At 74.7% G+C, this 24,234-nt stretch carries 22 protein-coding genes; 8 read left to right on the forward strand and 14 right to left on the reverse strand.

The features are described 5' to 3' along the window. From ACFU7Z_RS07260 to ACFU7Z_RS07275, 4 genes are all read right to left on the reverse strand, one after another. The coding region (locus ACFU7Z_RS07260) for a nitrate- and nitrite sensing domain-containing protein (protein WP_380776789.1) at positions 1 to 2,317 on the reverse strand (2,317 nt) is incomplete at its 3' end. 88 nt (positions 2,318 to 2,405) lie between these two features. Next, positions 2,406 to 3,299: an MHYT domain-containing protein gene (locus ACFU7Z_RS07265; RefSeq protein ID WP_117491058.1), complete on the reverse strand. Its 894-nt coding sequence runs from the start codon at positions 3,297 to 3,299 to the stop codon at positions 2,406 to 2,408. 331 nt (positions 3,300 to 3,630) lie between these two features. After that, positions 3,631 to 5,037, reverse strand: coding sequence for a cytochrome P450 (locus ACFU7Z_RS07270; protein WP_082345220.1), 1,407 nt, complete (start codon positions 5,035 to 5,037; stop codon positions 3,631 to 3,633). Between the two features lie 123 nt (positions 5,038 to 5,160). Then, a complete protein-coding gene (locus ACFU7Z_RS07275) occupies positions 5,161 to 6,228 on the reverse strand; it encodes an RNA ligase (ATP) (protein ID WP_380776792.1) in 1,068 nt (355 codons plus the stop codon). A gap of 363 nt (positions 6,229 to 6,591) precedes the next feature. On the opposite strand from ACFU7Z_RS07275, the gene modA reads away from it, so the two are divergent. The 3 genes from modA to ACFU7Z_RS07290 all read left to right on the forward strand — a co-directional run bounded on the left by modA (position 6,592) and on the right by ACFU7Z_RS07290 (position 9,570). Next, positions 6,592 to 7,428 (forward strand): molybdate ABC transporter substrate-binding protein, encoded by an 837-nt coding sequence (modA, locus tag ACFU7Z_RS07280; protein WP_049649731.1) that lies wholly within the window; start codon positions 6,592 to 6,594, stop codon positions 7,426 to 7,428. Between the two features lie 164 nt (positions 7,429 to 7,592). Further along, positions 7,593 to 8,351 carry an ABC transporter permease gene (locus tag ACFU7Z_RS07285; protein WP_234348224.1) on the forward strand — a complete coding sequence of 253 codons (759 nt, stop codon included), beginning with the start codon at positions 7,593 to 7,595 and terminating at the stop codon, positions 8,349 to 8,351. 142 nt (positions 8,352 to 8,493) lie between these two features. After that, on the forward strand, positions 8,494 to 9,570 hold the full coding sequence (locus tag ACFU7Z_RS07290; RefSeq protein WP_380776795.1) for an ABC transporter ATP-binding protein: 1,077 nt from the start codon (positions 8,494 to 8,496) through the stop codon (positions 9,568 to 9,570). Between the two features lie 31 nt (positions 9,571 to 9,601). On the opposite strand, the gene ACFU7Z_RS07295 is transcribed toward ACFU7Z_RS07290, so the two are convergent. Then, a complete protein-coding gene (locus ACFU7Z_RS07295; RefSeq protein WP_380776797.1) occupies positions 9,602 to 10,261 on the reverse strand; it encodes a response regulator in 660 nt (219 codons plus the stop codon). Positions 10,262 to 10,305: 44 nt separating this feature from the next. Continuing rightward, positions 10,306 to 11,622, reverse strand: a complete 1,317-nt coding sequence (locus ACFU7Z_RS07300) for a sensor histidine kinase (RefSeq protein ID WP_380776799.1) — start codon at positions 11,620 to 11,622, stop codon at positions 10,306 to 10,308. A 198-nt stretch (positions 11,623 to 11,820) separates the two neighbouring features. Here ACFU7Z_RS07300 and ACFU7Z_RS07305 point away from each other — a divergent pair, with 198 nt between their 5' ends. From ACFU7Z_RS07305 to ACFU7Z_RS07315, 3 genes are read left to right on the forward strand one after another with little or no spacing between them, the layout of a single operon-like run. Next, positions 11,821 to 12,744, forward strand: a complete 924-nt coding sequence (locus tag ACFU7Z_RS07305) for an ATP-binding cassette domain-containing protein (protein ID WP_380737473.1) — start codon at positions 11,821 to 11,823, stop codon at positions 12,742 to 12,744. Beyond that, a complete protein-coding gene (locus ACFU7Z_RS07310) occupies positions 12,741 to 13,505 on the forward strand; it encodes a hypothetical protein (RefSeq protein ID WP_380776801.1) in 765 nt (254 codons plus the stop codon). The genes ACFU7Z_RS07305 and ACFU7Z_RS07310 overlap by 4 nt, the downstream gene beginning before the upstream one ends. Positions 13,506 to 13,535: 30 nt before the next feature. Then, positions 13,536 to 14,279 (forward strand): hypothetical protein, encoded by a 744-nt coding sequence (locus ACFU7Z_RS07315; RefSeq protein ID WP_380776803.1) that lies wholly within the window; start codon positions 13,536 to 13,538, stop codon positions 14,277 to 14,279. 122 nt (positions 14,280 to 14,401) lie between these two features. On the opposite strand, the gene ACFU7Z_RS07320 is transcribed toward ACFU7Z_RS07315, so the two are convergent. Together ACFU7Z_RS07320 and ACFU7Z_RS07325 are read right to left on the reverse strand one after the other, a co-directional pair. After that, positions 14,402 to 15,100: a peptidyl-tRNA hydrolase gene (locus ACFU7Z_RS07320; RefSeq protein WP_049649724.1), complete on the reverse strand. Its 699-nt coding sequence runs from the start codon at positions 15,098 to 15,100 to the stop codon at positions 14,402 to 14,404. Between the two features lie 141 nt (positions 15,101 to 15,241). Further along, positions 15,242 to 16,171, reverse strand: coding sequence for a hypothetical protein (locus tag ACFU7Z_RS07325; RefSeq protein WP_380776805.1), 930 nt, complete (start codon positions 16,169 to 16,171; stop codon positions 15,242 to 15,244). Between the two features lie 125 nt (positions 16,172 to 16,296). On the opposite strand from ACFU7Z_RS07325, the gene ACFU7Z_RS07330 reads away from it, so the two are divergent. Beyond that, positions 16,297 to 16,668, forward strand: a complete 372-nt coding sequence (locus ACFU7Z_RS07330; protein WP_049649739.1) for a YbjQ family protein — start codon at positions 16,297 to 16,299, stop codon at positions 16,666 to 16,668. A 66-nt stretch (positions 16,669 to 16,734) separates the two neighbouring features. Then, a complete protein-coding gene (locus tag ACFU7Z_RS07335; RefSeq protein WP_380776807.1) occupies positions 16,735 to 17,943 on the forward strand; it encodes an NAD(P)-binding domain-containing protein in 1,209 nt (402 codons plus the stop codon). Positions 17,944 to 17,982: 39 nt separating this feature from the next. Here ACFU7Z_RS07335 and paaE read toward each other — a convergent pair whose 3' ends face one another. From paaE to ACFU7Z_RS07365, 6 genes are all read right to left on the reverse strand, one after another. Continuing rightward, a complete protein-coding gene (gene paaE, locus ACFU7Z_RS07340) occupies positions 17,983 to 19,161 on the reverse strand; it encodes a 1,2-phenylacetyl-CoA epoxidase subunit PaaE (RefSeq protein ID WP_380776809.1) in 1,179 nt (392 codons plus the stop codon). Further along, positions 19,162 to 19,710: a 1,2-phenylacetyl-CoA epoxidase subunit PaaD gene (gene paaD / locus ACFU7Z_RS07345; RefSeq protein WP_380776821.1), complete on the reverse strand. Its 549-nt coding sequence runs from the start codon at positions 19,708 to 19,710 to the stop codon at positions 19,162 to 19,164. It lies immediately after the preceding gene. A gap of 95 nt (positions 19,711 to 19,805) precedes the next feature. Further along, positions 19,806 to 20,729 (reverse strand): 1,2-phenylacetyl-CoA epoxidase subunit PaaC, encoded by a 924-nt coding sequence (paaC, locus tag ACFU7Z_RS07350; RefSeq protein WP_049649722.1) that lies wholly within the window; start codon positions 20,727 to 20,729, stop codon positions 19,806 to 19,808. 13 nt (positions 20,730 to 20,742) lie between these two features. Further along, positions 20,743 to 21,009, reverse strand: coding sequence for a 1,2-phenylacetyl-CoA epoxidase subunit PaaB (gene paaB / locus ACFU7Z_RS07355; protein ID WP_220450137.1), 267 nt, complete (start codon positions 21,007 to 21,009; stop codon positions 20,743 to 20,745). An 83-nt stretch (positions 21,010 to 21,092) separates the two neighbouring features. Beyond that, the gene (paaA, locus tag ACFU7Z_RS07360) at positions 21,093 to 22,103 is read right to left on the reverse strand and encodes a 1,2-phenylacetyl-CoA epoxidase subunit PaaA (RefSeq protein ID WP_074004233.1); all 1,011 of its coding nucleotides are present in this window, start codon (positions 22,101 to 22,103) and stop codon (positions 21,093 to 21,095) included. A gap of 317 nt (positions 22,104 to 22,420) precedes the next feature. Further along, a complete protein-coding gene (locus ACFU7Z_RS07365) occupies positions 22,421 to 24,094 on the reverse strand; it encodes a M20 family metallopeptidase (protein WP_380776812.1) in 1,674 nt (557 codons plus the stop codon). Positions 24,095 to 24,234: the final 140 nt, after the last annotated feature.

Raw genomic sequence — 24,234 nt, forward strand, 5'->3', positions numbered from 1 at the left:
CCGGAAGCCCGTCACTTGCCCTGTCCCGCGGGTGCTCCCGGCGCCTCGGATCGCCGCTCAGGGCGCCGCTCGGGACACCGCTGGGACCTCCCGTCGGCGCCCCCGCGTGACCGTGCACCGGCGTGAACTCCCGCTCCGGGCCACCGTGCTGTGCCCGCTCGGCGAACACCGGCTCCGTCGGTCCCGCCCCGACCGCCACCCCGCCCGGCGCCGCCGCGCGCGGCAGGGGCGGCACCGGCTCGAAGCCGTACCGCGCCTCCTCCGCCCCCACCTCCGCCTCCACTTCGGCCGTATCGTCGGCCGTCTCGTCGGCCAGCAGCGTGGTCGGCAGCAGGACCACCGCCGTGGTGCCGCCGTACGCGGAGGTCACCAGCGAGACCTTGACGTCCTGCCGCCGGGCGAGCCGGCTGACCACGAACAGGCCGAGCCGGTCGCTGTCGAAGAGGTCGCTCTGCTCGGCGGCGGCGATCCGGCGGTTGGCCGAGGCCAGCACCTCCGGCCCCATGCCGAGGCCGCGGTCCTCGATCTCCAACGCGAAGCCGTTGCCGACCCGTTCGCCCCGGATGTGCACCCGGGTGTGCGGCGGGGAGAACCCGGTGGCGTTCTCGACGAGTTCGGCCACCAGGTGGGTGAGGTCGGCGACGGCGTGGCCGACCACCGCGGCCCGTGGCAGCGGGTGGACCTCGACCCGGGCGTACTCCTCGACCTCCGAGACGGCCGCGCGCACCACGTCCACCAGCGGGACGGGCCGACGCCAACCCCGCCCGGGAGCGGCCCCGGAGAGGATGATCAGGCCCTCGGCGTGGCGGCGCATCCGGGTGGTGAGGTGGTCCAAGCGGAACAGGTCGGCCAGCTCGGACGGGTCGTCGGTGCGGCGCTCCATCGCGTCCAGCAGGGTGAGTTGGCGGTGCACCAGGACCTGGCTGCGGCGCGCGAGGTTGACGAACACACCGGAGACCCCGGAGAGCACCTCGGCCCGCTCGACCGCCGCCGTGACGGCCGCCCGCTGGACGGTGCCCAGCGCCCGCTGCACCTGGCCGATCTCGTCGCCCCGCCCCACCGGCCGGGGCGCCTCGGCCTCGATGTCCACCTCCTCCCCCGCACGCAACTTCCGCATGGTCGACGGGAGTTTGCGCCCGGCCAGCTCAAGTGCCGAGTTGCGCAGGCCGATCAGATCGGTGACCAGCCCGCGCCCGATCTGCACCGAGATCACCAACGAGGCCACCACGCCGACCAGTCCGAGCAGCACTGCCATCCCCGCCGGGGTGAACAGGCCCAGGGCGTACGGGTCCTGGCGCTCGGCGGCGAGCCGTCCGGCCTGGTCCTCGACGGTCCGCAGGCCGCCGGCCACATTGCCCGCGACCATCGCCCACCGGTCGGCCGGCACCGCCGCGACCGCCGTCCGGCCGTCGGCGGCCGTCCGCACCCTGTCCTCGTACCCGGCCAGCTCGCGGTGGTCCTGGCCACCGGTGACGGCGAGCAGCGCCGCCCGGTCGGCGGGGCGCAGCTCGGCGGCGGCGCCCCGTTCGAACTCGCGCCGGGCGAAGGCCGCGCCGGCGAACTCCCGCAGCTGGTCGTCGCCGAGCCCGCCGGACAGCTGGGCGGCGCGCAGCAGGGCGTCCTCCCGGGCGAGCAGTTCCCGGGACCGGGCCAGCTCCAGCAGCACCCGCGCGTCGGCGGCCACCTGGCGGTCCTGGAGCGGTGCGACGGCACCGGCGGCGGCGAGCGCCCGGTCCACCGCCTCGCCGTACGCGGCGTACGCCTCGGGCCAGCCGACGCTCCTGGCCAGGACCCGGTCGCGCAGGACGGGCAGGGCGGCGAGGGAGCCGCCGAGCGCGTCCAGCCGGGCGGCCGCGTCCCCGCCCAGGCCCTGGGCGTCGGCACGGTTGTAGCCCCGGTCGGGGCGGCGGGGGTCCGGGAACAGCGGGGTGAGCGCCCGGTCGGTGGCCGCCGCCGCCTCGCGCAGGGCGCTCTCCCGGACGGCGCTGGGGGCGGCCACCGGGGCGGCCAGCAGCTGACCGACGGCCGTGCGTTCGGCCTGCAGCCCGGCGACCGTCTCCGCGACCGGCGTGAGCAGCGTGCGCTGGGCGTCGCGCTGGCGCATCAGGTCCCAGACGCCCTGGGCGGTGGTGACGGTGGCGAACCCCCACAGGGCGATGACGGAGACGACCGGGACCATCAGCAGGGCGATGATCCGGGCGCGGACGGTCCGGGGGCGCAGGCCGCGCAGCCACGGGCCGGGCCGCGGTGGACGGGCGGGCGGCCCGGCATGGGCACCCCGACGGGCACCGGGGGCGGTACCACGGTCTTCTCGCATGGGTGAGGAGCCTTTCGGGCAGGGAGAGGCTGGAGGACGGAAACAGGTGGGCGGGGGGCAGGCGGGCGGGGGCTGGAGGGGGCGCGGCTCAGGCGGCGCGGCCGTGCCGTTCGCCGTCGCGCCCCTCGCCGCCGCGCCGCCCGGCCTCGGCCGGGGCGAGCTCCTGCCGGGCGGGCTCGGGGTACGGAGACTCGGGGTACGGGGGCCCGGCGGGGAGCTCCTCGGTGGCCAACTCGCCGGCCTCCCGGTAGCCGGCCCGCTCCTGGGCGGTCGGCGAGAGCGCGACGAAGGCCGAGGCGAGGAAGAGGAACGAGCCGAGACCGACGGCGAGCGGGAAGACGAACTCCATCGGGCTGACTCCGCCGAGGCCGGTCCGGGTCGGCTCCAACCGGACGTGGACGGCGGCCATGCCGGTGTAGTGCATGCAGCTGACGGCGAGGCCCATGGCCATCGCGGCGGCCGCGGCCGCGTACACGTTGCGGATGGTGACGGCGGCCCAGAGCGCGGCGGTGGCGGCGCCGACCGCGACCAGCACGGACAGCGCGACCGTCCCGGCGTCGTAGTGCAGCCCGCCGTGCATCCGGAGGGCTGCCATGCCCAGGTAGTGCATCGCGGCGACGCCGAGACCGGTGGTGACGCCGCCGGACAGCAGGGAGAGGCCGCGGTGCCGGCCGTAGCAGACCACGGTCAGGCCGAGGCCGGTGACCAGCACCGCGACCACGAGGCTGAGGACGGTCAGCGGCACGTTGTAGCGCAGCTCGGTGCCGTCGACGGTGAAGCCGAACATGGCGACGAAGTGCATGGTCCAGATCCCGGAGCCGATCGCGGCGGCGGCCGTGACCAGCCAGTTCCGCCGGGCCGGGCCGCTCGCGGCCAGCCCGCGCAGCGTGCAGCGCAGCCCGAGGGCCGCGCCGGCGCAGGCCATCAGGTACGAGAGGGCGGGGGTCAGCCAGCCGAAGCTGAGGTGGTTGATGGTGCCCATGGGACCTCCGGTCGACCGGTCGGGCCCGGAGGCGGTACGCGGTGCGCCCGGGCTCCCCGGGCCGGGCGGACTGCATACGAAGGCATATGCCAACCGCATGTGTGCTTCCGGCCTGGGGTGCGTGGGACGCTATCGAGGGGCCGGAATCGGTCAGACAAAGATCTGAAAAGCTGCCCGCGAGGCCCGGGTGATGTGTTCGAATGCTCCGGTCGTCTGCCCAGCGGACGGCGCACAGATGACAACAGACAGATAACAGAGTTTGAAATCTGTCATCTATCCGCTGTCTGTTGTTCGCTGTTCGCTGTTCGTTGTTCGCTGAACCCGTCAGCCGTCAGCTGTCAGCCGTCACCCGGATCCGCATCGGGCTCGCCGCCCGCAGCGTGATCCCCTGGGCGAGCGCCACCCTCCGGTCCACCGCCTCCACCTCGAAGTCCCGCAGCAGCACCCCCAGCGCCAGCACCGCCTCCAGCATCGAGAAGTGCTGCCCGATGCAGGCCCGCGGCCCGCCCCCGAACGGGAACCAGGCGTAGCGGTGCCGGGCCCGCTCCGCCTCCGGCAGGAACCGGTCCGGGTCGAAGCGCTCCGGATCCTCCCAGTGGTCCGGGTGCCGGTGGGTGACCAGCGGCGCGACGACGACCTGTGCCCCCGCCGGGATCACGTACCCGTCGATGACGGTCTCCTCGACCGCCCGCCGCCCGCCCAGGGCCGCCGACGGATAGAGCCGCATCGCCTCCTTCAGCACCCGGGTGATGTACGGGAGCGCGTCCAGGTCCGCCGCCGTCGGCGCGCGCCCGGCCAGGACGGTCCGCGCCTCCTCGCGGGCGAGCCACCGCTGCTCGGGGTGCTTGGCCAGCAGGTGCAGCGCGAAGGCCAGCGCGGTGGCCGTGGTCTCGTGCCCGGCGAGCAGGAACACCAGGACCTGGTCCCGGAGTTCGGCCGGATCCAGCCGCTCGCCGTGGTCGTCGCGGGCCCGGCCGAGCAGGGTGAGCAGGTCGTCCGCGCCCTCGTCGCCGCCGCCCCGCGCGGCCCGTTCGGCGATGATCCGGTCGCAGACCCCGTACAGCGCCCGCTGGGCCTCGGCACCGCGCCGGTTGGCCGGCGTCGGCCAGGTGCGCGGGAGGCGGACCGGGGCGTAGCCGCGCTCCTTCACGTACTCGCCGAGCACCGGGAAGCTGCGGTGGACCACCGCTATCGCCTCCTCCACGTCGGCGCCGAAGAGGATGCGCGCGACCGCCCGCAGCGCGAACCGGGACGTCTCGTCCGCCGCGTCCACCACCCCGCCGGGCACCGCCCGCCACCGCTCGGCGAGCGACTGCGCCTCCTGCGCGAGCGCGTCCGCGTAGCCGTCCACCCGGCGCCGGGTGAACAGCGGCTGCACCATCCGGCGTTGGCGCTGGTACTCGGCGTCCTGGCTGGTCAGCAGCCCGTTGCCGACGCTGCTCCGGAGCTCGTCGTAGAACGGGTCCTCCTTGCGGAAGTTGGCCGCCTCGCCCGCCAGCACCTGGCGGACGCCCTCCGGCGAGAACACCCCGTAGAAGTCGGCCCGCAGCCCGGGCGGCCCGGCCTGGAAGCGCACCACGTCGCCGTGGTCGCGGCGGGCCGCGAGGTAGCTGCGCAGCGGGCGGCGGGTGAGGTCGAACAGCGATCCGACCAGCGGGTTCCCGGCCGGCACGGGTATCGCGGAGGTGGGGGCGGGCACGAGGCCGGGGTCGGGAACGGGGAGGACTTCGGTGGCCATCGGCACTCCTTCTGTACGGGGACTCGCCCGCCGCCTCTACCGACGGGCGGTCAGCACCGAGAGGAGCCGCACCCGGACCGGTCGGCCGGGCCGACCTGCCCGGCCACCGGATCCGGGCCCGTCTCACTCGTACTCGGTGCCCCCCTTGCGGGTCAGGTAAGCCTCGCTGACCACCTTGGCGATCGCCCGCCCGCCGAGCACCGGGCTCCAGCGCTCGGTGACCGGCCGCACCACCACGCCCTCGCGCAGGTGCAGTTCACGCCCGGAGACGGTCTCCCGGCCCCGCGCGAGCCCCAGCACGGTCTCCGAATCGAACGGTCCGCGCCACAGCTCGGGCACCAACGGCAGTTCCCCGTCCAGCAGTTCGGCCGCCGAAAGCCAGTTCAGCTGCCCGTCCACGAGGGCCGACACGTCGAACGCGGCGTATCCGGGCCGCTCGGTGCGCGCCGAGGCGCCGTAGCCCAGGTCCTGCACGCCCTCGCCGAAGACCTCGCCGAAGATGCCGACCCGCTCGGCCCCGAGGCGCTCCGCCAGCCGGGCCGCCACCGCCGGGATGTCGTACGCGCGCACCGCCCGCCAGTAGAGGTTGCGCGCGTCCTCGGCCAGCGCCAGCCCCTGCGCACCGATGCCCTTGGACGACACCCGCACCTCGCCGGTGGCGGCGGTGTACGTGACCAGGCAGCAGCTGCCGTGCAGCTTCTCGGTCAGCACGACCGGCTCGCCCGGCGCGAAGGCCTCGGGGTAGCGCTTGAGGTTCTCGATGTCCACCCAGGGCAGCAGGCCCGGCGCGCTGACCACGTCACCGCTCATCGACGTCGGCACCGGCGGCTGCCACTTGACGACCCCGAGCAGCTCGGCGAAGTCCTCGCCGCGCTCGGCCGCGACGGCCAGGTCGGTGCCGGCGAGCGCGGCGGGCCGGCAGACGAGGCCCTGGGACAGCTCGCCGCGCAGCCGTACCGCCTTCACCCGGTTCGCCCGGGCGCCGGCCAGCTTGCCGGTCAGGCCCAGCTCCTCGATCAACTCATCGGGGAGGACGGACTGTTCGGGGATGTAGACGGCGTGGTCCCCGGTCCGGTACGCGCCTTTCGCGACCACCGCCCGGTAGAGGCCGACCTGGGCGAGCTCCAGGGCATCGGCGTTCGGGTGCTCCAGGATGACCAGCTTCTCGGCGGTGACGCGCAGCGTGGACATGGACGGACTCCTCCCCTTGGTTCGGCCCCGGCCGTGTGTCCAACCGGCCCGGCCGTGCGTACGGACGGCGACCACTCTGGCCGTTCGACCACCCACGGCGCGACGCAATTACCACACGCCGCTCGCCAGCGCCCCCACCGGCCCACCGTCCCCACCGGCCTGACCGCCTCACCGTCCTCACCGCGCCCCGCGAGTCCCGGTTGAGCCATCCCACAGCAGCCCCGAGACCCGCCCGGCCCCCAGCTGTGCGAACCGACAGGGGATTTATCGCTCGCATTTGCGGCACTATGATCGCCGTAATGGCCGCACCTGCGGCTCGTCCCTCGCGCCCCTCCCGGCGCGCACCCTGGAGGGGAAGCACCGATGAGCACCCGTACGCCCACCGCCCGCAGGCTCGCCGTCGCCACCGCCGCGGTCCTCGTCCTCGGGCTCGGAGTCAGCGCCTGCGGCAGCGACGGCGGCAAGTCCTCCAGTTCCACGGCCTCCTCGAACGCCTCCGCCGCGGGCAGCAGCGTCCCGAAGGCCTCCGGCACCATCACCGTCTTCGCCGCCGCCTCGCTCAAGGAGACCTTCACCGAGCTCGGCAAGAAGTTCGAGGCCGCCAACCCGGGCGCCAAGGTCACCTTCAACTTCGGCGGCAGCTCCAGCCTCGCCACCAGCATCAACTCCGGTGCCCCGGCGGACGTGTTCGCCGCCGCCAGCCCGGCCACCATGAAGACCGTGACGGACGCGGGCGGTGCCAGCGGGCAGCCGACGACCTTCGTCCGGAACACGCTCACCATCGCCGTCCCCAAGGGCAACCCCAAGCACATCGCGGGCCTCAAGGACCTCACCGCCTCCGGCGTGAAGGTCGCGCTGTGCGCGAAGGAGGTGCCGTGCGGCGCCGCCGCCCAGACCGCGCTCAAGGCGGCGGGCGTCGACCTCACCCCGGTCACCCTGGAGCAGGACGTCAAGGGCGCGCTCACCAAGGTCGAACTCGGCGAGGTCGACGCGTCCCTGGTGTACCGGACCGATGTGCAGGCCGATGCTGCGAAGATCGACGGCGTGGACTTCCCCGAGGCCGACAAGGCCGTGAACGACTACCCGATCGCCGCGCTCGCCAAGGCGCCGAACAAGGACGGCGCCGCCGCCTTCGTCGCGTACGTCCAGTCGCCCGAGGCCAAGCAGGTGCTGACCGCGGCGGGCTTCCAGGCACCGTGAGCGAGCGCACCACCGGCTCCGGGGACGGCTCCGGACGCGACTCCGGTCGGAACCGCACCGTCGGCGGCGGCGCGGCGGAAGCCGAGACGACCCCGCCGCGTCGCGACCCACGAAGCCGCGCCCCGCGAAACCGACGCCCGCGGACGCACCGCGCCCCGGTCGCCCTGCTGCTCCCGGCGCTGCTCGGGTTGGCGTTCCTGGTCCTGCCGCTGGTCGGCCTGCTGATCCGGGCGCCCTGGAGCGACCTGTCCGAGCAGCTCACCAGCACCGCCGTCTGGGACGCGCTGCGCCTGTCGCTGATCAGCGCGACCGCGGCCACCGCCGTGTCGCTGGTCCTGGGCGTCCCGCTGGCCTGGCTGCTCGCCCGCACCGAGCTGCCGGGCCGGCGGGTGATCCGGGCGCTGGTCACCCTGCCGCTGGTGCTGCCGCCGGTGGTCGGCGGTGTGGCGCTGCTGCTGGTGCTCGGGCGGCGCGGCATCGTCGGCTCCTGGCTGGACTCGGCCTTCGGCATCACGCTGCCGTTCACCACCACCGGGGTCGTGATCGCCGAGGCGTTCGTGGCGATGCCGTTCCTGGTGATCAGCGTCGAGGGCGCGCTGCGGGCCGCCGACCCCCGCTACGAGGAGGCCGCCGCGACCCTGGGCGCCTCCCGACTGACCGCGTTCCGGCGGGTCACCCTGCCGCTGATCGCGCCGGGGATCGCCGCCGGGGCCGTCCTGGCCTGGGCCCGGGCGCTCGGCGAGTTCGGTGCGACGATCACCTTCGCGGGCAACTTCCCGGGCCGCACCCAGACCATGCCGCTGGCCGTCTACCTGGCCATGGAGTCGGACCCACAGGCGGCGATCGCGCTGTCGCTGGTGCTGCTGGTGGTCTCCGTCGCCGTCCTGGTCGGCCTGCGCGACCGCTGGCTGTCGACGCCGTGACCCCGCCCGCCCGCGCCGTCCCGAGCGCACAGGCCATCCCGACCACCCGCACCATCCCGACCGCACGCGCCCTCCCCTCCCCACCTGCCATCCCGGACACGCTGAACGCAGCAGACGCACTGGACACCTGGACGCCGCCCCGATGAGCACCGAAAGCCGCCCCGGCCCCGCCCTGGACGCCCGCCTGCGGGTCGAGCGCGCCGCGTTCGCCCTCGACCTCGCGCTGACCGCCGCCCCCGGCGAGGTGGTGGCGCTGCTCGGCCCCAACGGCGCCGGGAAGTCCACCGCCCTGCGCGCCCTCGCCGGGCTGCTCCCGCTCACCGGCGGCCACCTGCGCCTGGACGGCCGCCTCCTGGAGGACCCGGCACAGCGCGTGCACACCCCGGCCGAGGAGCGGCCGGTCGGCGTGGTGTTCCAGGACTACCTGCTGTTCCCGCACCTGAGCGCGCTCGACAACGTCGCCTTCGGCCCGCGCTGCCAGGGCCGCCCCAAGCGGGAGGCGCGGGCCGAGGCGGCCGACTGGCTGGAGCGGATGGGCCTGGCCGACCACGCCACGGTCCGCCCCGGCCGGCTCTCCGGCGGCCAGGCCCAGCGGGTGGCGCTCGCCCGAGCCCTCGCCGTACGCCCCCGGCTGCTCCTGCTGGACGAGCCGCTGGCCGCCCTGGACGCCCGCACCCGGCTCGACGTACGCGCCCAACTGCGGCGCCACCTGGCCGAGTTCGAGGCGGTGGCGGTGCTGGTGACGCACGACCCGCTGGACGCCATGGTGCTGGCCGACCGACTGGTGGTGATCGAGGACGGGCACGAGGTGCAGTCCGGCAGCCCGGCGGAGGTCGCCCGGCGCCCGCGCACCGACTACATCGCCCGGCTGGTCGGACTGAACCTGTACCAGGGCCGGGCCGAGGGCTCCCGGGTCACGCTCCCGGACGGCACGGCGCTGGCCACCACCGAGGAGCTGGACGGTCCGGCCTTCGTCGCCTTCCCGCCCTCCGCCGTGACGCTGTACCGGGAGCTTCCGCGGACCAGCGCGCGCAACCTCTGGCAGGCCGAGGTCACCGGGCTCGACCTGCACGGCGACCAGGTCCGCGTCGAACTCGCCGGCGACCTGCCGATGGCCGCCGACCTGACCCCGGCCGCCGTCGCGGAGCTGGAGCTGGCGCCCGGCGTCGCGGTCTGGGCCTCGGTCAAGGCCGCCCAGACCCACGCCTACCCGGCCTGAGCGGCCTTCTCTGACACATCGTCAGCCCGCGTCACTCCGAGGGCTCGACGAACCCCGACTCGTACGCCGCGATCACCGCCTGGGTGCGGTCCCGCGCCCCCAGCTTCGCCAGCACGCTGCTGACGTGCGTCTTCACCGTCTGCACGCCGAGGAACAGCCGCTCGGCGATCTCCCCGTTGCTCAGGCCCCGCGCGACCAGCCGCAGCACCTCCGCCTCGCGCCCGGTCAGCGCCGCCCGCTCCATGGCCGCCCGGGCGGTCGGGTTGCCGTGCCCGGCCGCCAGCCGGCGGATCGCGGCCGGGAACAGCAGCGACTCGCCCGCCGCCACCAGCCGTACCGCGTGGGCGATCTCGGCCGGGCGGGTGCGCTTGAGCAGGAAGCCGTCGGCGCCCGCGCGCAACGCCTGGTAGACGTAGTCGTCGTTCTCGAAGGTGGTCACGACCAGGATCCTCGGCGGGCACTCCCCCGGTGCGCCGGGGCGCAGCAGCTCGCGGGTGGCCGCCAGGCCGTCCAGCACCGGCATCCGGACGTCCATCAGCACCACGTGCGGGCGCAGCGCGCGGGCCAGCGCGACCGCTTCCGCGCCGTCGGCCGCCTCGCCGACCACCCGCAGGTCCCCCTGCGCCTCCAGGACGGCCCGCAGGCCGGCCCGGACCAGTTCCTCGTCGTCGGCGAGCAGGATCTCCGTCATCCCCGCGGCTCCTCCGGCCGGGCCTCGCGTCACAGGATCGTTCGTCACGAGCCCAAGCGTAGGGGCAGCCGGACGGTCAGCACCCACTCCCCTCCGCCCTCCTGCGACACCCCCGCCGCCGCCTCCCCGCCGAGCAGCGTGGCGCGCTCGCGGATGCCGCGCAGCCCCTTGCCGCCCTTGCGCGTCGCGCCCCGGCCCGCACCGCCCGCCGGAGGCCGTGCCGAACCGGCCGGACCGGCAGGCCCGGCCGCGCCGACCGCCGAACGCCCGGCGCCGGGCAGCCGGTTGGCGCAGCGCAGCTCCAACTGCCCTTCCCGTACGGCGATCCGGATGTCGACCGGTTCGCCTGGCGCGTACTTGAGCGCGTTGGTGACACCCTCCTGGACGATCCGGTACGACTCGCGGGAGAGCACCCCGGGCAGCGTGCCGGGGGGCACCTCCATCCGCGCCTCCACCGGGCTGCCGGCCGCCCGGGCGGTGTCGAACAGCGCGGGCAGCTGGTCGATCCCGGGCTGTTCGGTGGCCACGCCGTTCGCCCCGGCCGGGGTCTCGCGCAGCAGCACGAGGGTGCGTTCGAGGTCCTCCATGGCCTGTCGGCCGGTCTCCTCGATGACTTCGAGCGCCTTCGCGACGAAGACCGGGTCCCCGACCTCGCGCGCCGCGCCCGCCTGAAGGACCGTCACCGTCAGTGCGTGGCCGATCGAATCGTGCAGCTCCCGGGCCAACCGGTTGCGTTCCAGCAGGCGTTCGGCCCGCAGCTCCGCCTCCGCCAGCCGCTCGGTCGGCGACGGGCCCAGCAGCCGTACGGCCATGGCGAGTTGGAGGCGCCCGGCGAGGACCAGGAACCAGCCGAAACCGAGTACCAGCAGCGGGGCGAACGGGAGGTACCAGAGTGCGTCCGGACCGGTCAGCCGGTCGTAGCACGCGGCGGAGCCGAAGGAGAGCACGAACCCGGCCATCGAGCCGAGCGCGACCCGGCCGATCAGCCAACCCGCCGTCCGCCGCCGGTCGGCCCAGGTGCGGGAGGGCTCGGCGGCGATGTCCTCCTCACGGTCGGGCACCAGCAGCAGCCGCGCCTGCACCCCCTCCGCCCGCCGAGCCGCCGGGATGAGCGCGAGCGCCGCGAGCAGCACGCAGTCCACCAGTACGCTCGCCGTGAGGATCTCTCCGAGGCCCTTCCGGTACGTCCCCGGATAGATCATCAGCACCACGCCCGCGAAGATCCACCCCACCAGCAGGTGCAACAGCCGCGCGTACGTGACACCGGCCGCCAGCGGCGCGACGAGCCTGGCCACCGCACTTCCCGGCGCGGATCCTCCGGACACCGCGCTCGCGCCCCTCAGCGCTGCGATCTTGGACATTGCGCCATCCTGCCAGGTCGCCCCCGGCCCCCGGATCCCACGCCGGTCGCCCGCGTCCTCCCTCCTGGGAGGGAGACGGCTCCCCGCCCCGGCGGGATCCGCCGCACCGGCCCGCTCCGGTCGAATGGAGCCACCGACCGGGGCAGCCACAACGGGCACCGGCGGAGACCACCGACGACGAGACGAGGGGAGCGGGCCGTGATCGAGATCCAGGGCCTGACCAAGGAGTACGACGGCCGGCGCGTCGTCGACGACCTGACCTTCGAGGTCCGACCCGGCGTGGTGACCGGCTTCCTCGGCCCGAACGGCGCCGGCAAGAGCACCACCATGCGCCTGGTCCTCGGCCTCGACCGACCGACCGCCGGACACGCCCTGGTCGACGGCCGCCCGTACGCCGAACTCCCCGCCCCGCTGCGGACGGTGGGCGCACTGCTGGACGCCCAGGCTATGCACGGCGGCCGGACCGCGCACGGCCACCTGCGCTGGCTCGCCGCGAGCAACGGGCTGCCGGCCCGCCGGGTCGACGAGGTGCTCGGCCAGGTCGGCCTGGCGGACGCGGCCGGACGGCGGATCCGGGGCTTCTCGCTCGGCATGCGCCAGCGCCTCGGGGTGGCCGCCGCCCTGCTCGGCGACCCGCCGGTGCTGCTGCTGGACGAACCCGTCAACGGCCTGGACCCGGAAGGCATCCGCTGGATCCGCACCCTGCTGCGCGACCTGGCCGCCGAAGGCCGGGCGGTGCTGGTCTCCTCCCACCTGATGACCGAAATGGCCCTCACCGCCGACCACTTGGTGGTGATCGGGCGCGGCCGGCTGCTCGCCGACGCCGCCACCTCCGAGTTCATCGACCGCCACGGCCGGACCCGGATCAGGGTCCGCGCCGTCGCCCCCGCCAAGCTCGCCGCCCTGCTCGGCGACCCCGGCCACGACCACGGCCTCGACGCCACCGAAGTCGACGGCGGCGCCTGGGAGGTGAGCGGCGCCGAACCCGAGCGGATCGCCGCGCTCGCCGCCGCCAACGGGGTGGTGCTGTACGAGATCGCCGTCCAACAGGACTCGCTGGAGGAGGCGTTCATGCGGATGACCGCCGACAGCGTCGAGTACCGCGCGGAGGCCTCCGCATGACCACACCGGTTGCCGGCTCCGCGCACGTCCTGCACGTCCTGCGCGCCGAACGGATCAAGCTCACCACCCTCCGCTCGCTCTGGATCACCCCGCTGCTCGCCCTGCTGCTGACCGCCGGGGTCACCACCGCCATCGGCGCGGCCATCGGCGGCAAGGACCACAGCATCACCGACGACCCGAGCGTCGGGGTCTTCTACGGGCTCAACTTCGGCCAGGCGGCCCTGGCCTGCTTCGGCATCCTGCTGATCGGGCAGGAGTTCAACACCCGCATGATCAACGTGTCGCTCACCGCCGTCCCGCGCCGCAACCGGCTGTACGGCGCCAAGTTGGCGCTCGGCGCGCTCGTCGGCCTCGCCGTCGGCGCCGTCGGCACGGCGGGTGCCTTCGCCGGCTACGCGGCCACCGCCCCGGGCGCCTGGGACGGGCCGGCCCTCCTGCGCAGCGCCGTCGCCGGCGTGCTCTACCAGGCGCTGCTGGTGGTGCTCTGCCTCGGAGCGACCGCGCTGCTGGGCAACCTCACCGCCGCCATGGGACTGCTGGTGCCGACCGTCTTCCTGCTCTCGCCACTGCTCGGCGGAGTACCCGGGGTCCGCCGGGTCGTCCAGTTCCTGCCCGACCGGGCCGGCCAGTACGCCCTGCGCTACGCCGACGACCCGCAGGTCGCGTACGGGCACTGGACCGGGCTACTGATCATGGCGCTCTGGACGGCGCTGGCGGCGTACGGCGGCCTGCGCGCGCTGCGCCGCATCGGCGCCAAGTGACCTCGGACGAACGGGAAACGAGAGAAAAGCATGAGCACGCTCGCCGGCGCCCTGCGCGCCGAACGCGTCAAGTTCACCACCCTGCCCTCGCAGTGGGCGGCCCCGCTGGTCGCCCTGGCGCTGACCGTCGGCGTCACGGCCGCCGTCAGCGCCGCCTACGGGGCGAAGGAGCACACGCCCGCCCCGGACCCGGCCAACGGGATCTTCTACGGGCTGCTCTTCGGCCACGTCGCGGTGGCCTGCCTCGGCATCCTGCTGATCGGGCAGGAGTTCAACACCCGCATGATCGGCACCTCGCTCACCGCCGTCCCCCGGCGCGGCCGGCTGTACGGCGCCAAGCTCGCGCTCGGCGCCGGGCTGGGCCTGCTGCTCGGCCTGGCCTCGACGGTGGGCTCGTTCCTGGCCGTCGGCACCACCGTCGGCCTGGACCTCTCCACCCCGGGCCTGGCCCGCAGCTTCCTGGCCGGCGTGCTGTACCACCCGATGATGGTGCTGCTCTGCCTCGGACTGACCGCGATGCTGGGCAACTTCAGCGCCGCGCTCGGCCTGCTGACCCCGATGGTGTTCCTGGGCACCACCTGGCTGGCCGCCATCCCCGGCGTCCGGGAACTCGGCCAGTTCCTGCCCGACCGGGCCGGCCTCTACGCGACGCGCACCCAGACGGAGCCGGGCATCCACTACGGCCACTGGACCGGGCTGCTGATCATGGCGCTCTGGACGGCCCTGGCGGCCTACGGCGGACTCCGGGCGATGCGGCGGTACCAGCACAGCTGACGGACGACAGCCGACAGCAAACAGCGAACAGATGACAGATTTCGAAATCTGTCATCTGTTCGCTGTCGTCTGTTCGCTGTCATCTGTTCGCCGTCGGCTGTCCGCTGTCGCCTGTCAGCCCGTCACCGCAGCGCCGGGTGCTCCGCGATCACCGTGCAGCTGCCCGGCGCGATCTCGGTGAAGCCCGCGTCCTGGACCACCGGCAGCCCGCTGCGGACGAGCTCCTCCCACGCCTCCGGCGAGGCGGTCCGGACCGCGAGCGCGAAGCCGGCCTCGGCCCACTCCTTGCGCTGCGCCTCGTCCAGCCGCCACCACGCGAGCTGGGCGGCGTGCCCGGTCTGCGCCATCGTCTTGCCCGCGCTCATCTCCAGCTCGGGGTTGAGCCACAGCACCGGCAGCCCCGGCTCGGGCGCACCGACCTCGGCCGTCTCCTCGAGGTCCGTCCCGGACACCTGGAGCTTGGCGAGTTCCTTCGGCCAGCCGTCCAGCGGGACCGGCGGGAACACCCGCACCTCGGCCTCCCGCCCGTGCACCGTGACGCCCGGCAGCTCACCGGCCCGGCGCCACTCCCCGCCCCGGGCCCGCCGGACCACCTTGCGGATCCGGGCGTCCTCCCAGGCCTCGACCCGCTCCGCCCACTCGCCGCCCGCCTCGGTCACCCGAGGGTCGGCGAGCAGGGTGAGCACCGCCCGCGCCGAGGTCTCCAGCGCGTCCGTCCGGCCCGGCGGAGTGGCCCGCTCCAGCCGGACGACCAGCGGCAGCACGTACTGCGGCCGCTCGTCGCGGTCCTCGCGCGACGGGGCGTCGCCGGGGTCGGCCACCGGAGCGGGGGCCGGGGTGAGGGGAGTCGGAGCGTCGGAAGGAGAAGTCACCCGTCCAGGATGCCAGCCCCGCCCCGACCGACTCGGCCCGCCCCGTCCGCCCCGGTAGTCACTCCGGCACTCGCGTCGGTACTCGACCCGTCAGCGCCGGTAGCCGCGCTGCGGGTCCCGTTCCTCCGCGTCCTCGTACATCAGGAACCAGCCCTCCGGGTGGGTGGCCGCGAGCAGCATCTCGGTGCGCTGCTCCGCCGCCAGCTCCGGATCGCCCTCGTCCGGCCCGTAGACCCCGAACAGCTCGTCCTGGCAGCCGTCCCAGTCGTAGTCGTACAGGTCGGCCGGGAGGTCGCCCATCATGTCCGCCACCGACTCGGGTTGCGCACCGAGCAGCGCCCGGGCGTCCACCAGGGCCATCCGCAGCGCGATGTCCTCGGCCAGGCAGCGCGGCAGCGGCCACTCGCCGAGCGCGAGGTCGTCGGCGAGGTCGTCGAAGGCCCGGGCCGTCGCGCGGCGCCAGCCCCGGTGCATCCGCCAGGTGCGTTCGGGAAGCCGGGCGAAGACCGTCCAGTCCACGTCATCGCTGTCGGCGACAGCCTCGTCCCCGTGCTCGTCGAGGTCGTCGTACGCGGCGTCGGCCAGGCCGATCAGCTGGGCGTGGAGCAGGCAGGCCGTGCGCGGGGTGAGCGTCCAGTCCGCGCCCGCGCCGCCCTCCTCCTCGTCGCCCTCCAGCGGGAACAGGTCGGCGAAGTCCGGCGTGAAGTCCTCCGTGACGCTGATCTCCAGAGTGCCGCCGATCGCCTCCACCCCGGGGATGGCGGCCACCAGCCGGTCCGGATGCAGCAGCGCGCCGAGCGCCGCGTTGGCGTCCTCGGCGACCTCGCGCAGCAGTTCGCGGCGCTGCCCGGCCGGGTCGACGCCCCCGAAGTCCAGCTCCTCGACGGCCCTGATCGCGGCCGCGCGCAGGGCCGGCCAGTCGGTGATCCGCAGGCCCAGCACCACCGTCGCCTCGATTTCCTGCGCGCCGGAGTCCTCCGCCGCGCCCGGCCCCTGTGGATGATCACTTCGCTCGCCCATGGGGCTAACGGTACGGCCTTTCGGTCGCCCGATCACCGGTCCGGACCAGCTTCCGGGAGCCTTCTCGGCCACCGCCCGGCCCCGCCGCTGTCACTCGGACGCAGGAGTTTGGCAGGATGAGCCGCATGGCTGACATCAACGAGTACGGCGGCGGGCAGGGCCCGAACGCCGACGTCCTGGTCGTGACCACCAACGACATCCCCGGTTACCGGGTCGACCACGTGATCGGCGAGGTCTTCGGGCTGACCGTCCGCAGCCGCCACGTCGGCAGCCAGATCGGTGCCGGTCTGAAGTCACTGGTCGGCGGCGAGCTGCGCGGTCTGACGAAGACCCTGGTCGAGAGCCGCAACGAGGCGATGCAGCGGCTGATCGAGCAGACCAAGGCGCGCGGCGGCAACGCCGTCCTGATGATGCGCTTCGACGTCACGGAGGCGGCCGCCGTGGGTACCGAGGTCTGCGCCTACGGCACCGCCGCGGTCATCTCCCCGGTCTCCTGACGTTCCTCCCGTGACATTCCTCTCCTGACCGGGGAACACCCGCCGACCCCCCGATGTTTCTCGGGCGTGACTGTTTACGGTGCAACGAACAGCGTTCCGGAACGGGTGGACGTCCTGGTGGTGGGCGCCGGACAGGCAGGTCTGTCCGCCGCCTACCACCTGCACCGCCGCGGCTTCGCCCGTCACCGGACGGGCCTCGACGGCGGCTTCGTCGTCCTCGACGCCAACGCCGTCCCCGGCGGTGCCTGGGCGTACCGCTCGCCGTCCCTGCGAATGGCCACCGTGCACGGCGTCCACGACCTCCCGGACGCCGAACTCCCGCCGCCGGACCCTGACGCCCCCGCGCGCGAGGTGGTGCCGGAGTACTTCGCGGCGTACGAGGCGCAGCACGCGCTCCCGGTCGTACGCCCGGTCGCGGTGCGCGCCGTACGCGCCGAGTCCGAGCGCCCGGACTCCCGGCTGCTGGTCGAGACCGACCGCGGCACCTGGTCCACCCGCGCGCTGATCAACGCCACCGGCACCTGGACCCGCCCGTTCCTCCCGCACTACCCGGGCCGCTTCGCGGGCCGCCAGCTGCACTACGCCGAGTACCGCGGCCCCGAGGAGTTCACGGGCAAGCGGGTGCTGGTGGTGGGCGGCGGCGCCTCGGCGGTCCAGGTGCTGTCGGAGGTCGCCGCGGTCGGCGAGACGGTGTGGGTGACCCGTTCCGAGCCCGTCTACCACGACGGGCCGTTCACCCCCGAGTACGGGCGCGCGGTGGTCGCCAAGGTCGAGGAGCGGGTCCGGCAGGGGCTGCCGCCGCGCAGCGTGGTGAGCGTGACCGGGCTCGGCCCGTCCGTCGCCTACCGGCGCGCCGAGGAGCTGGGAGCGCTGCACCGCCGACCGATGTTCGACCGCCTGACCGAGCACGGGGTCGCCTGGGGCGACGAGGAGCTGGCCGTGGACGCGATCGTCTGGGCCACCGGCTTCCGGCCCGAGGTCGGGCACCTCGCTCCGCTCGGGCTGCGCTCCCCCGGCGGCGGCATCGCGCTCACCGGCACCCGGGCCACCGCCGACCCCCGCGTCCACCTGGTCGGCTACGGCCCGTCCGCCAGCACCGTCGGCGCCAACCGGGCCGGGCGGGCGGCCGTCAACGACCTCGTCAAGCTGCTCGGGGACCCTGCGCCCGGGCGGCCGACGATCTCCGGCCCGACGGTCGCGAGCCCGACGATCGCCGGCCCGAGGGTCGGGAGCCCGACGCCCGGTGACCCGGTCATGGAGCCCGCCACCGTCTGAGGCTCCGCGATCGTGGTCCGGTCGGCGGTGGTGGCCCGCTCAGCGGTCGTAGTCCACGGTCACCCGGTCGGTGACCGGGCGGGCCTGGCAGGTGAGGACGTAGCCGGCGGCCAGCTCCTTCTCCTCCAGCGCGAAGTTGCGGCGCATCTCCACCTCGCCCTCGGTGACCAGGGCGCGGCAGGTGCCGCACACTCCGCCCTTGCAGGCGAACGGCAGGTCGGGGCGGGAGCGCTGGGCGCCGTCCAGGATCGAGCGGTCGCGCGGGAGGCAGAGCGTGCTGCCGCGGCCGTCGAGGACGACGGTGACCTCGCTCCGCGGGCCCGACACGCCGTCGGCGGAGCCGCCGGACGAGGCGTCCGTCCGGTCCCAGTCCTCGTCGCGCTCCGGGAGCGGCTCGTCCTCGGCGTGGAACAGCTCCTGGTGCACCCGCTCGCCCGGCACCTCCAGCTCGGCGAGCAGGTCCTTCGCGCCCACGACCATGCCGAACGGGCCGCACAGCCACCAGTGCCCGACGCTCCCGACGTCCACCAGCGCCGCCAGCAGCGCGCGTACCCGCTCCGGGTCCAGCCGGCCGCTGAGCAGTTCGGCGTCCCTGGTCTCCCGGGAGAGCACGTGGACCAGCTGGAAGCGGTCGAGGTAGCGGTCCTTCAGGTCGGCCAGCTCGTCCGCGAACATCACGCTGTCACTGCGCCGGTTGCCGTAGAGCAGGGTGACGGTGGAGCTGCGGTCGGCCGCGAGCACGGAGCCGGCGATCGACAGCATCGGGGTGATCCCGGAGCCGGCCGCGAGCAGCACGTGGTCGGCCGGGACGCCGAGCTCGGGGGTGAACAGGCCGGACGGCGTCAGCACCTCCACCTCCTCGCCCGGCTTCGCCTCGCGCACCAGCCAGCGTGAGAACAGCCCGTCGGGCACCTCCCGGACGGCGATCCGCAGCGGCCCGCCGACCGGGGCGCAGATCGAGTACGAGCGGCGCTCGTCGGTGCCGTCCACCAGCTTGCGCAGAGTCAGGGTCTGCCCGGGGCGGAAGGCGTACTCCTCCGCCAGCCCGACCGGCACCGCGAAGGTCACCGCGACGGCGTCCTCGCAGAGCCGCTCGACCCGGTCGATCCGCAGCCGGTGGAAGGTCGGGCGGCGGGCGGGGCGGATGCCGGTCCCCTCGGCGTCGGGGGCGGACCCGGCGGCGGAGGAGGCGGGAGCGGCGGAGGAAGCGGCGGGCATTCAGATCTCCTTGACGCGTTCGAACGGCTCGCGGCAGGCCCGGCAGCGCCAGAGCGCCTTGCAGGCGGTGGAACCGAAGCGGGACAGTTCCTCCGTGTCGGCGTCGCCGCAGCGCGGGCACGGCACGGGGGGCGCGGCGGCGGTCGTCGGCGCGGCCAGGGTGGTGGGCGCGGTCGCGGTTCCGGTGCGGGTGGGACCGAGGGTGAGCGCCACCGGTCCGGCCGCGGCGACGGCGGCGGTCGGGCGCGGCGGGGCGATGCCCGCCTCGGCGAGCTTGCGACGGCCCTCGGCGGTGATCAGGTCGGTGGACCACGGCGGGTCCAACCGCAGCCGCACCCGGACGTCCGGGTACCCGGCCGCGCGCAGCCGACGGTCCACGTCGGCGGCCATCTCGGCGACGGCGGGGCAGCCCGAGTAGGTCGGGGTCAGCCACGCGGTCACCGTGCCGCTGCCGCCGTCCACCCCGACCTCGGCGAGGACGCCCAGGTCGGCCAGGGTGAGCATGGGCAGCTCCGGGTCCGGCACGGCCGCGGCGACCGCCCAGGCCAGCTCGCGGGCCGTCGGGTCCGCGGTGCCCGTCCCGACCGTCCCGCCCGTCGGCTCCGCGGTGCCCGTCGGCCCCGGGCCCGTCACGACGTCGCCGGTCACCACGTCGCCCCCGGGTGGGCGCGGGCCAGCACCTGGAACTCGGCGAGCAGTGGGCCGAGCGCCTCGGTGTGCACACCGTCCCGGCCGGCCAGGCCGAGGACGGTGGCCAGCGGCGGTACGTCCGGCACGGTCAGCCCGGCCTCGGCGAGGACGGCGCCGAGCGAGCGCAGCACCGGTTCGCGCAGCGCCGCCGGGTCGACGCCCGCCCGCAGCTCCACCGGGTGCGCCGTGAACAGCTCCTCCAGCAGCGGCCAGACCGCGTCCACCCCGGCCTGCATCCGCCCGGCGGAGTACGGCGTGCCGTCGCCCAGGCGCAGGGTCCAGGCGGTGGCGTACTCCCGGTGGTAGGCCAGCTCCTTGACGCCCCGGGCGGCGACCGCGGCCAGCACCGGGTCGGGGTGCGCGCTCAGCGCCTCGTACAGGGCGCCGCGCGCGGTGGCGAACAGCAGCAGCCGGGCGATCGAGTAGGCGAAGTCGCCGTTCGGGGCCTCCACCAGGCGGACGTTGCGGAACTCGTGCTCCTCCCGCCAGTACGCCAGGTCGTCCTCGGTGCGGCCGGTGCCGTCCGCCTGACCGGCCCGGGTGAGCAGCAGGCGGGCCTGGCCGAGCAGGTCGAGGCCCAGGTTGGCCAGCGCGACCTCCTCCTCCAGCTCGGGCGCCCGGGTGCACCACTCGATCAGCCGCTGCGCGAGGACCAGGGCGTCGTCGCCCAGCATCTGGCAGTAGGCGGCGAGGTCGGCGCCGTCCAGACCGGGGGGCAGCGCGGTGTCCACGCCGAGCAGGGGGTCGGCGAAGCCCGTCCCGTACGCCCAGCGGCCCTCGCCCTCGGGGCCGGGGGCGGCGTCGGCGAGGCTGAGGTAGACGTGGTCGTCCTGGCCGGTGCCGGGGGTGGAGGTGGTGGAGGTGGTGTGGTCGTGCACGGTGGCTCCCCCGTCAGATGTGCGGGACATCCTCGGGGATGTCGTAGAAGGTCGGGTGGCGGTAGACCTTGTCGCCGCTGGGCTCGAAGAACGGGTCGCGCTCGTCCGGGGTGGAGGCGGTGATCGCGTCCGAGCGGACCACCCAGAGGCTCACGCCCTCGTTGCGGCGGGTGTACAGGTCGCGGGCGGCGAGCAGGGCCATCCGGTCGTCGGCGGCGTGCAGCGAGCCGACGTGGACGTGGTTCAGCCCGCGCCGGGGACGCACGAACACCTCGTACAGCGGCCAGCCGGCCTTGGGCCCGGCTTTGGAACCGGCCTCGGGCCCGGTCTCGGCCCGGGTCGGGGAGCCAACCTGGGGGTCGGTCACTTTCCGTTCTCCTGTTCGGTCACATTGGTGGCTTCGGAGGCTTCGGTGGCTTCCGTGGGCCCGGCGGCCTCGGCCGCGCGCTTGGCCGCGTAGGCGACGGCCGCCTCGCGCACCCAGGCACCGTCCTCGTGGGCGGTGCGGCGGCGTTCGACCCGCTGGGCGTTGCAGGGGCCCTGGCCGTGGATGACCCTGGTCAGCTCGGACCAGTCCGGCTCGCCGAAGTCCCAGCCACCGCGCTCCTCGTTCCAGCGCAGCTCGGGGTCCGGGAGGGTGACGCCCAGGTGCTCGGCCTGCGGGACGGTCATGTCGACGAAGCGCCGGCGCAGCTCGTCGTTGCTGTGCCGCTTGATCCGCCAGGCCATCGAGCGGGCGGTGTTCGGCGAGTCGGCGTCCGAGGGGCCGAACATCATCAGCGACGGCCACCACCAGCGGTCCACCGCGTCCTGGACCATCCGGCGCTGGGCCTCGGTGCCGCGCATCAGCGTCATCAGGAGCTCGTAGCCCTGGCGCTGGTGGAAGGACTCCTCCTTGCAGATCCGCACCATCGCGCGGGCGTACGGGCCGTAGCTGCAGCGGCAGAGCGGGACCTGGTTGCAGATCGCGGCGCCGTCCACCAGCCAGCCGATCACGCCGACGTCGGCGAAGGTGAGAGTCGGGTAGTTGAAGATCGAGGAGTACTTCTGGCGGCCGGAGATCAGCTTCTCGGTGAGCTCGGCGCGGTCGACGCCCAGGGTCTCGGCGGCGGCGTAGAGGTAGAGGCCGTGGCCGGCCTCGTCCTGGGCCTTGGCGAGCAGGATGGCCTTGCGGCGCAGGGACGGGGCCCGGGTCAGCCAGTTGCCCTCGGGCTGCATGCCGATGATCTCGGAGTGGGCGTGCTGGGCGATCTGGCGGATCAGGGTGGCCCGGTAGGCGTCGGGCATCCAGTCCCTGGGCTCGATCCGCTGCTCTGCGGCGACGACCGCCTCGAACCGGTCCTCCAGCGTCTGCGCGGGGACCGTCTCGGCCACCTCTGCTGTCACCACAGTCCCCTCTCGTCTCCTGCCCGGAGGCCGCCTGGAGCACTGGCCAACCGACTGACCGTTCGGTCGGTACCATTCTGCGCGGAGGGGCGGAGGGATGGCAAGGTGCGCAACGGATAACAGCTGACAGATTCTGAAATCTGTCAGCTGTTATCCGTCGACTGTCTTCTGTTCTCTGTTCGCTGCTCTACGTTCGCTGCTCTACGTCCGCCGTCCGCCGTCCGCCGTTCTACGTTCTACGTTCGCCGCCGCCGACCGCCGGGGGCCGGCGACCGGCTCCCGGCCGTCAGCAGCTCACCGCCGGCTCAGCCCTCCGCGCGGTCGCGCAGTCGCGGCAGCGGCACCGCGAGCAGCGCCGCCAGCAGGGCGATCCGGGGAGCGATCTGGTCGACCCGGATGTGCTCGTGCCGGGCGTGGGCCCCGGCGCCCACCGCGCCGAAGCCGTCCAGGGTCGGAAGCCCGCGCGAGCCCGGCAGGTTGGTGTCCCCCGCCCCGCCCGCCGGAGCGCCGTCCAACTGCTGCCCGAGCACCGCGGCGAGCGAACGCACGTGCCGCAACAGCGGGTTGCCGGTCCGCTCGGGCCAGGCCGGGCGGCTGGACAGCACCTCCGTACGCACCCGGGCGCCCGGACGCAGCGCGGTGAGCCGGGCGAGGTTGTCCAGCGTACGGCGCTGCGCCTCGACCGTGGCGAAGCGCAGCCCCAGCTCGGCCTCGGCCCGGCCGGCGACCACGTTGGCGCGCGAACCACCGCTGATCCGACCGGCGTTGAGCTCGGTGCCAGGCTGACCAGCGAGGTCGCGCACCAGCACGAGCTGGTCCACCAGCTCGTCGACGGCGGACACCCCGTCGTGGGCGTCGTTGCCCGCGTGCGCCTCGCGGCCGGTCACAGTGAGCCGCACCCGGGTGCTGCCGCGCCGCGCGGTCTTCAACCGACCGTCGGGGTGCGGCGGTTCGAGGCCCAGGACCGCGGCGGCTCCGCGCAGCTGGCGCTCGACCAGGCGGCGTCCGTCGGGGCTGCCCACCTCCTCGTCGGAGACCACGACCAGGCGGACGGTCCGGTGCGGGCGCTCACCCAGGTCCGCGAGCAGCGACAACGCCCCCTCCAGGATGGCGAGTCCGCCCTTCATGTCGACCACGCCGGGCCCGGTGAGCCGGCCGTCCTCCTCCGTCACCGGCCAGTCCGCGAGCGTGCCGACCGGCCACACGGTGTCGTGGTGCCCGACGATCAGCAGGTGCGGCAGGGACTCGTCCCGACCCTCCCACTCCAGTACGAGGTGGTCGCCGGCCGGTCCGGGCTCGCGCCGGGCGGTGGCACCGGTGGCACGGAAGCCGGCCGCCAACTCCTCGGCGAGCGCGTCGAGTCTGGGGGCGTCCCCACTGGGCGACTCGATCCGCGCCAGGTCGACGCAGCGACGCCGGACGGCCCCGGCGAGGGTGCGGGCCCGGGTGCTGAGCGCCTGCGGCACACCGGGCAGCGCCGTGGTGACGGCGGTGGCCCCATGGGAGGCGGTGGCGGCCGGGCCCGTCGCGGGCTTCACGACGACGTTCTTCGCCACGACGTTCTTCGTCGCGGGGCTCTTCGTCACGGGGCTCTTCGCCGCCGCGGCCTTCGCGACGACGGGTTTGGTGAGGGCGGATTTCGTGAGGGCGGACTTGGCGGCTGCGGTCGTGGTGACGGCCACCTTGGCCACGACGCTCTTCGCGGCACCGGACGCGGCCGCGGTGCCCTGGACCGAAGCGGCGGGAAGCGCAGGGGCCGAGACCGTAGTGCCCGGATCCGCAGCGGCAGTTGCGGTGCCAGCGGCGGTGCCGTTGGTGGTGGCAGCGGTGGCTGCGGCGGTAGCGGCGGCGGCGGTCGCAGTGGCCGTGGTGGCGGCAAGGGCCTCACCGTCGGTGGCGGCCGGGACGGCGGCCGACGTCGGGGCGGGTTCCGCGGCGGCGCCCGGTGCGGCGGGCGACCCGACGATCTGGGGACTCAACGCTCGCCTCCGCGGCCGCCGCCGGTATACAGCGGCCGTGCCGGCCGACCGCTCCCGCCCGGGTACCAGGCCCGGCCGGACCGCACCGGCCGACCGGGATGATGAGCGGCCCACCGAATCGGCCTGTCTGGCCCAAGTAC

This window comes from Kitasatospora sp. NPDC057518, assembly GCF_042802075.1.
Lineage (GTDB): Bacteria > Actinomycetota > Actinomycetes > Streptomycetales > Streptomycetaceae > Kitasatospora.

Coding starts and splice junctions, on each gene's coding strand:
- ACFU7Z_RS07265 (WP_117491058.1), bottom strand. CDS start 3,299: ATGGGCACCATCAACCACCTCAGCTTCGGCTGGCTGACCCCCGCCCTC.
- ACFU7Z_RS07270 (WP_082345220.1), bottom strand. CDS start 5,037: ATGGCCACCGAAGTCCTCCCCGTTCCCGACCCCGGCCTCGTGCCCGCC.
- ACFU7Z_RS07275 (WP_380776792.1), bottom strand. CDS start 6,228: ATGTCCACGCTGCGCGTCACCGCCGAGAAGCTGGTCATCCTGGAGCAC.
- modA (WP_049649731.1), top strand. CDS start 6,592: ATGAGCACCCGTACGCCCACCGCCCGCAGGCTCGCCGTCGCCACCGCC.
- ACFU7Z_RS07290 (WP_380776795.1), top strand. CDS start 8,494: ATGAGCACCGAAAGCCGCCCCGGCCCCGCCCTGGACGCCCGCCTGCGG.
- ACFU7Z_RS07295 (WP_380776797.1), bottom strand. CDS start 10,261: ATGACGGAGATCCTGCTCGCCGACGACGAGGAACTGGTCCGGGCCGGC.
- ACFU7Z_RS07300 (WP_380776799.1), bottom strand. CDS start 11,622: ATGTCCAAGATCGCAGCGCTGAGGGGCGCGAGCGCGGTGTCCGGAGGA.
- ACFU7Z_RS07310 (WP_380776801.1), top strand. CDS start 12,741: ATGACCACACCGGTTGCCGGCTCCGCGCACGTCCTGCACGTCCTGCGC.
- ACFU7Z_RS07315 (WP_380776803.1), top strand. CDS start 13,536: ATGAGCACGCTCGCCGGCGCCCTGCGCGCCGAACGCGTCAAGTTCACC.
- ACFU7Z_RS07325 (WP_380776805.1), bottom strand. CDS start 16,171: ATGGGCGAGCGAAGTGATCATCCACAGGGGCCGGGCGCGGCGGAGGAC.
- ACFU7Z_RS07330 (WP_049649739.1), top strand. CDS start 16,297: ATGGCTGACATCAACGAGTACGGCGGCGGGCAGGGCCCGAACGCCGAC.
- paaE (WP_380776809.1), bottom strand. CDS start 19,161: ATGCCCGCCGCTTCCTCCGCCGCTCCCGCCTCCTCCGCCGCCGGGTCC.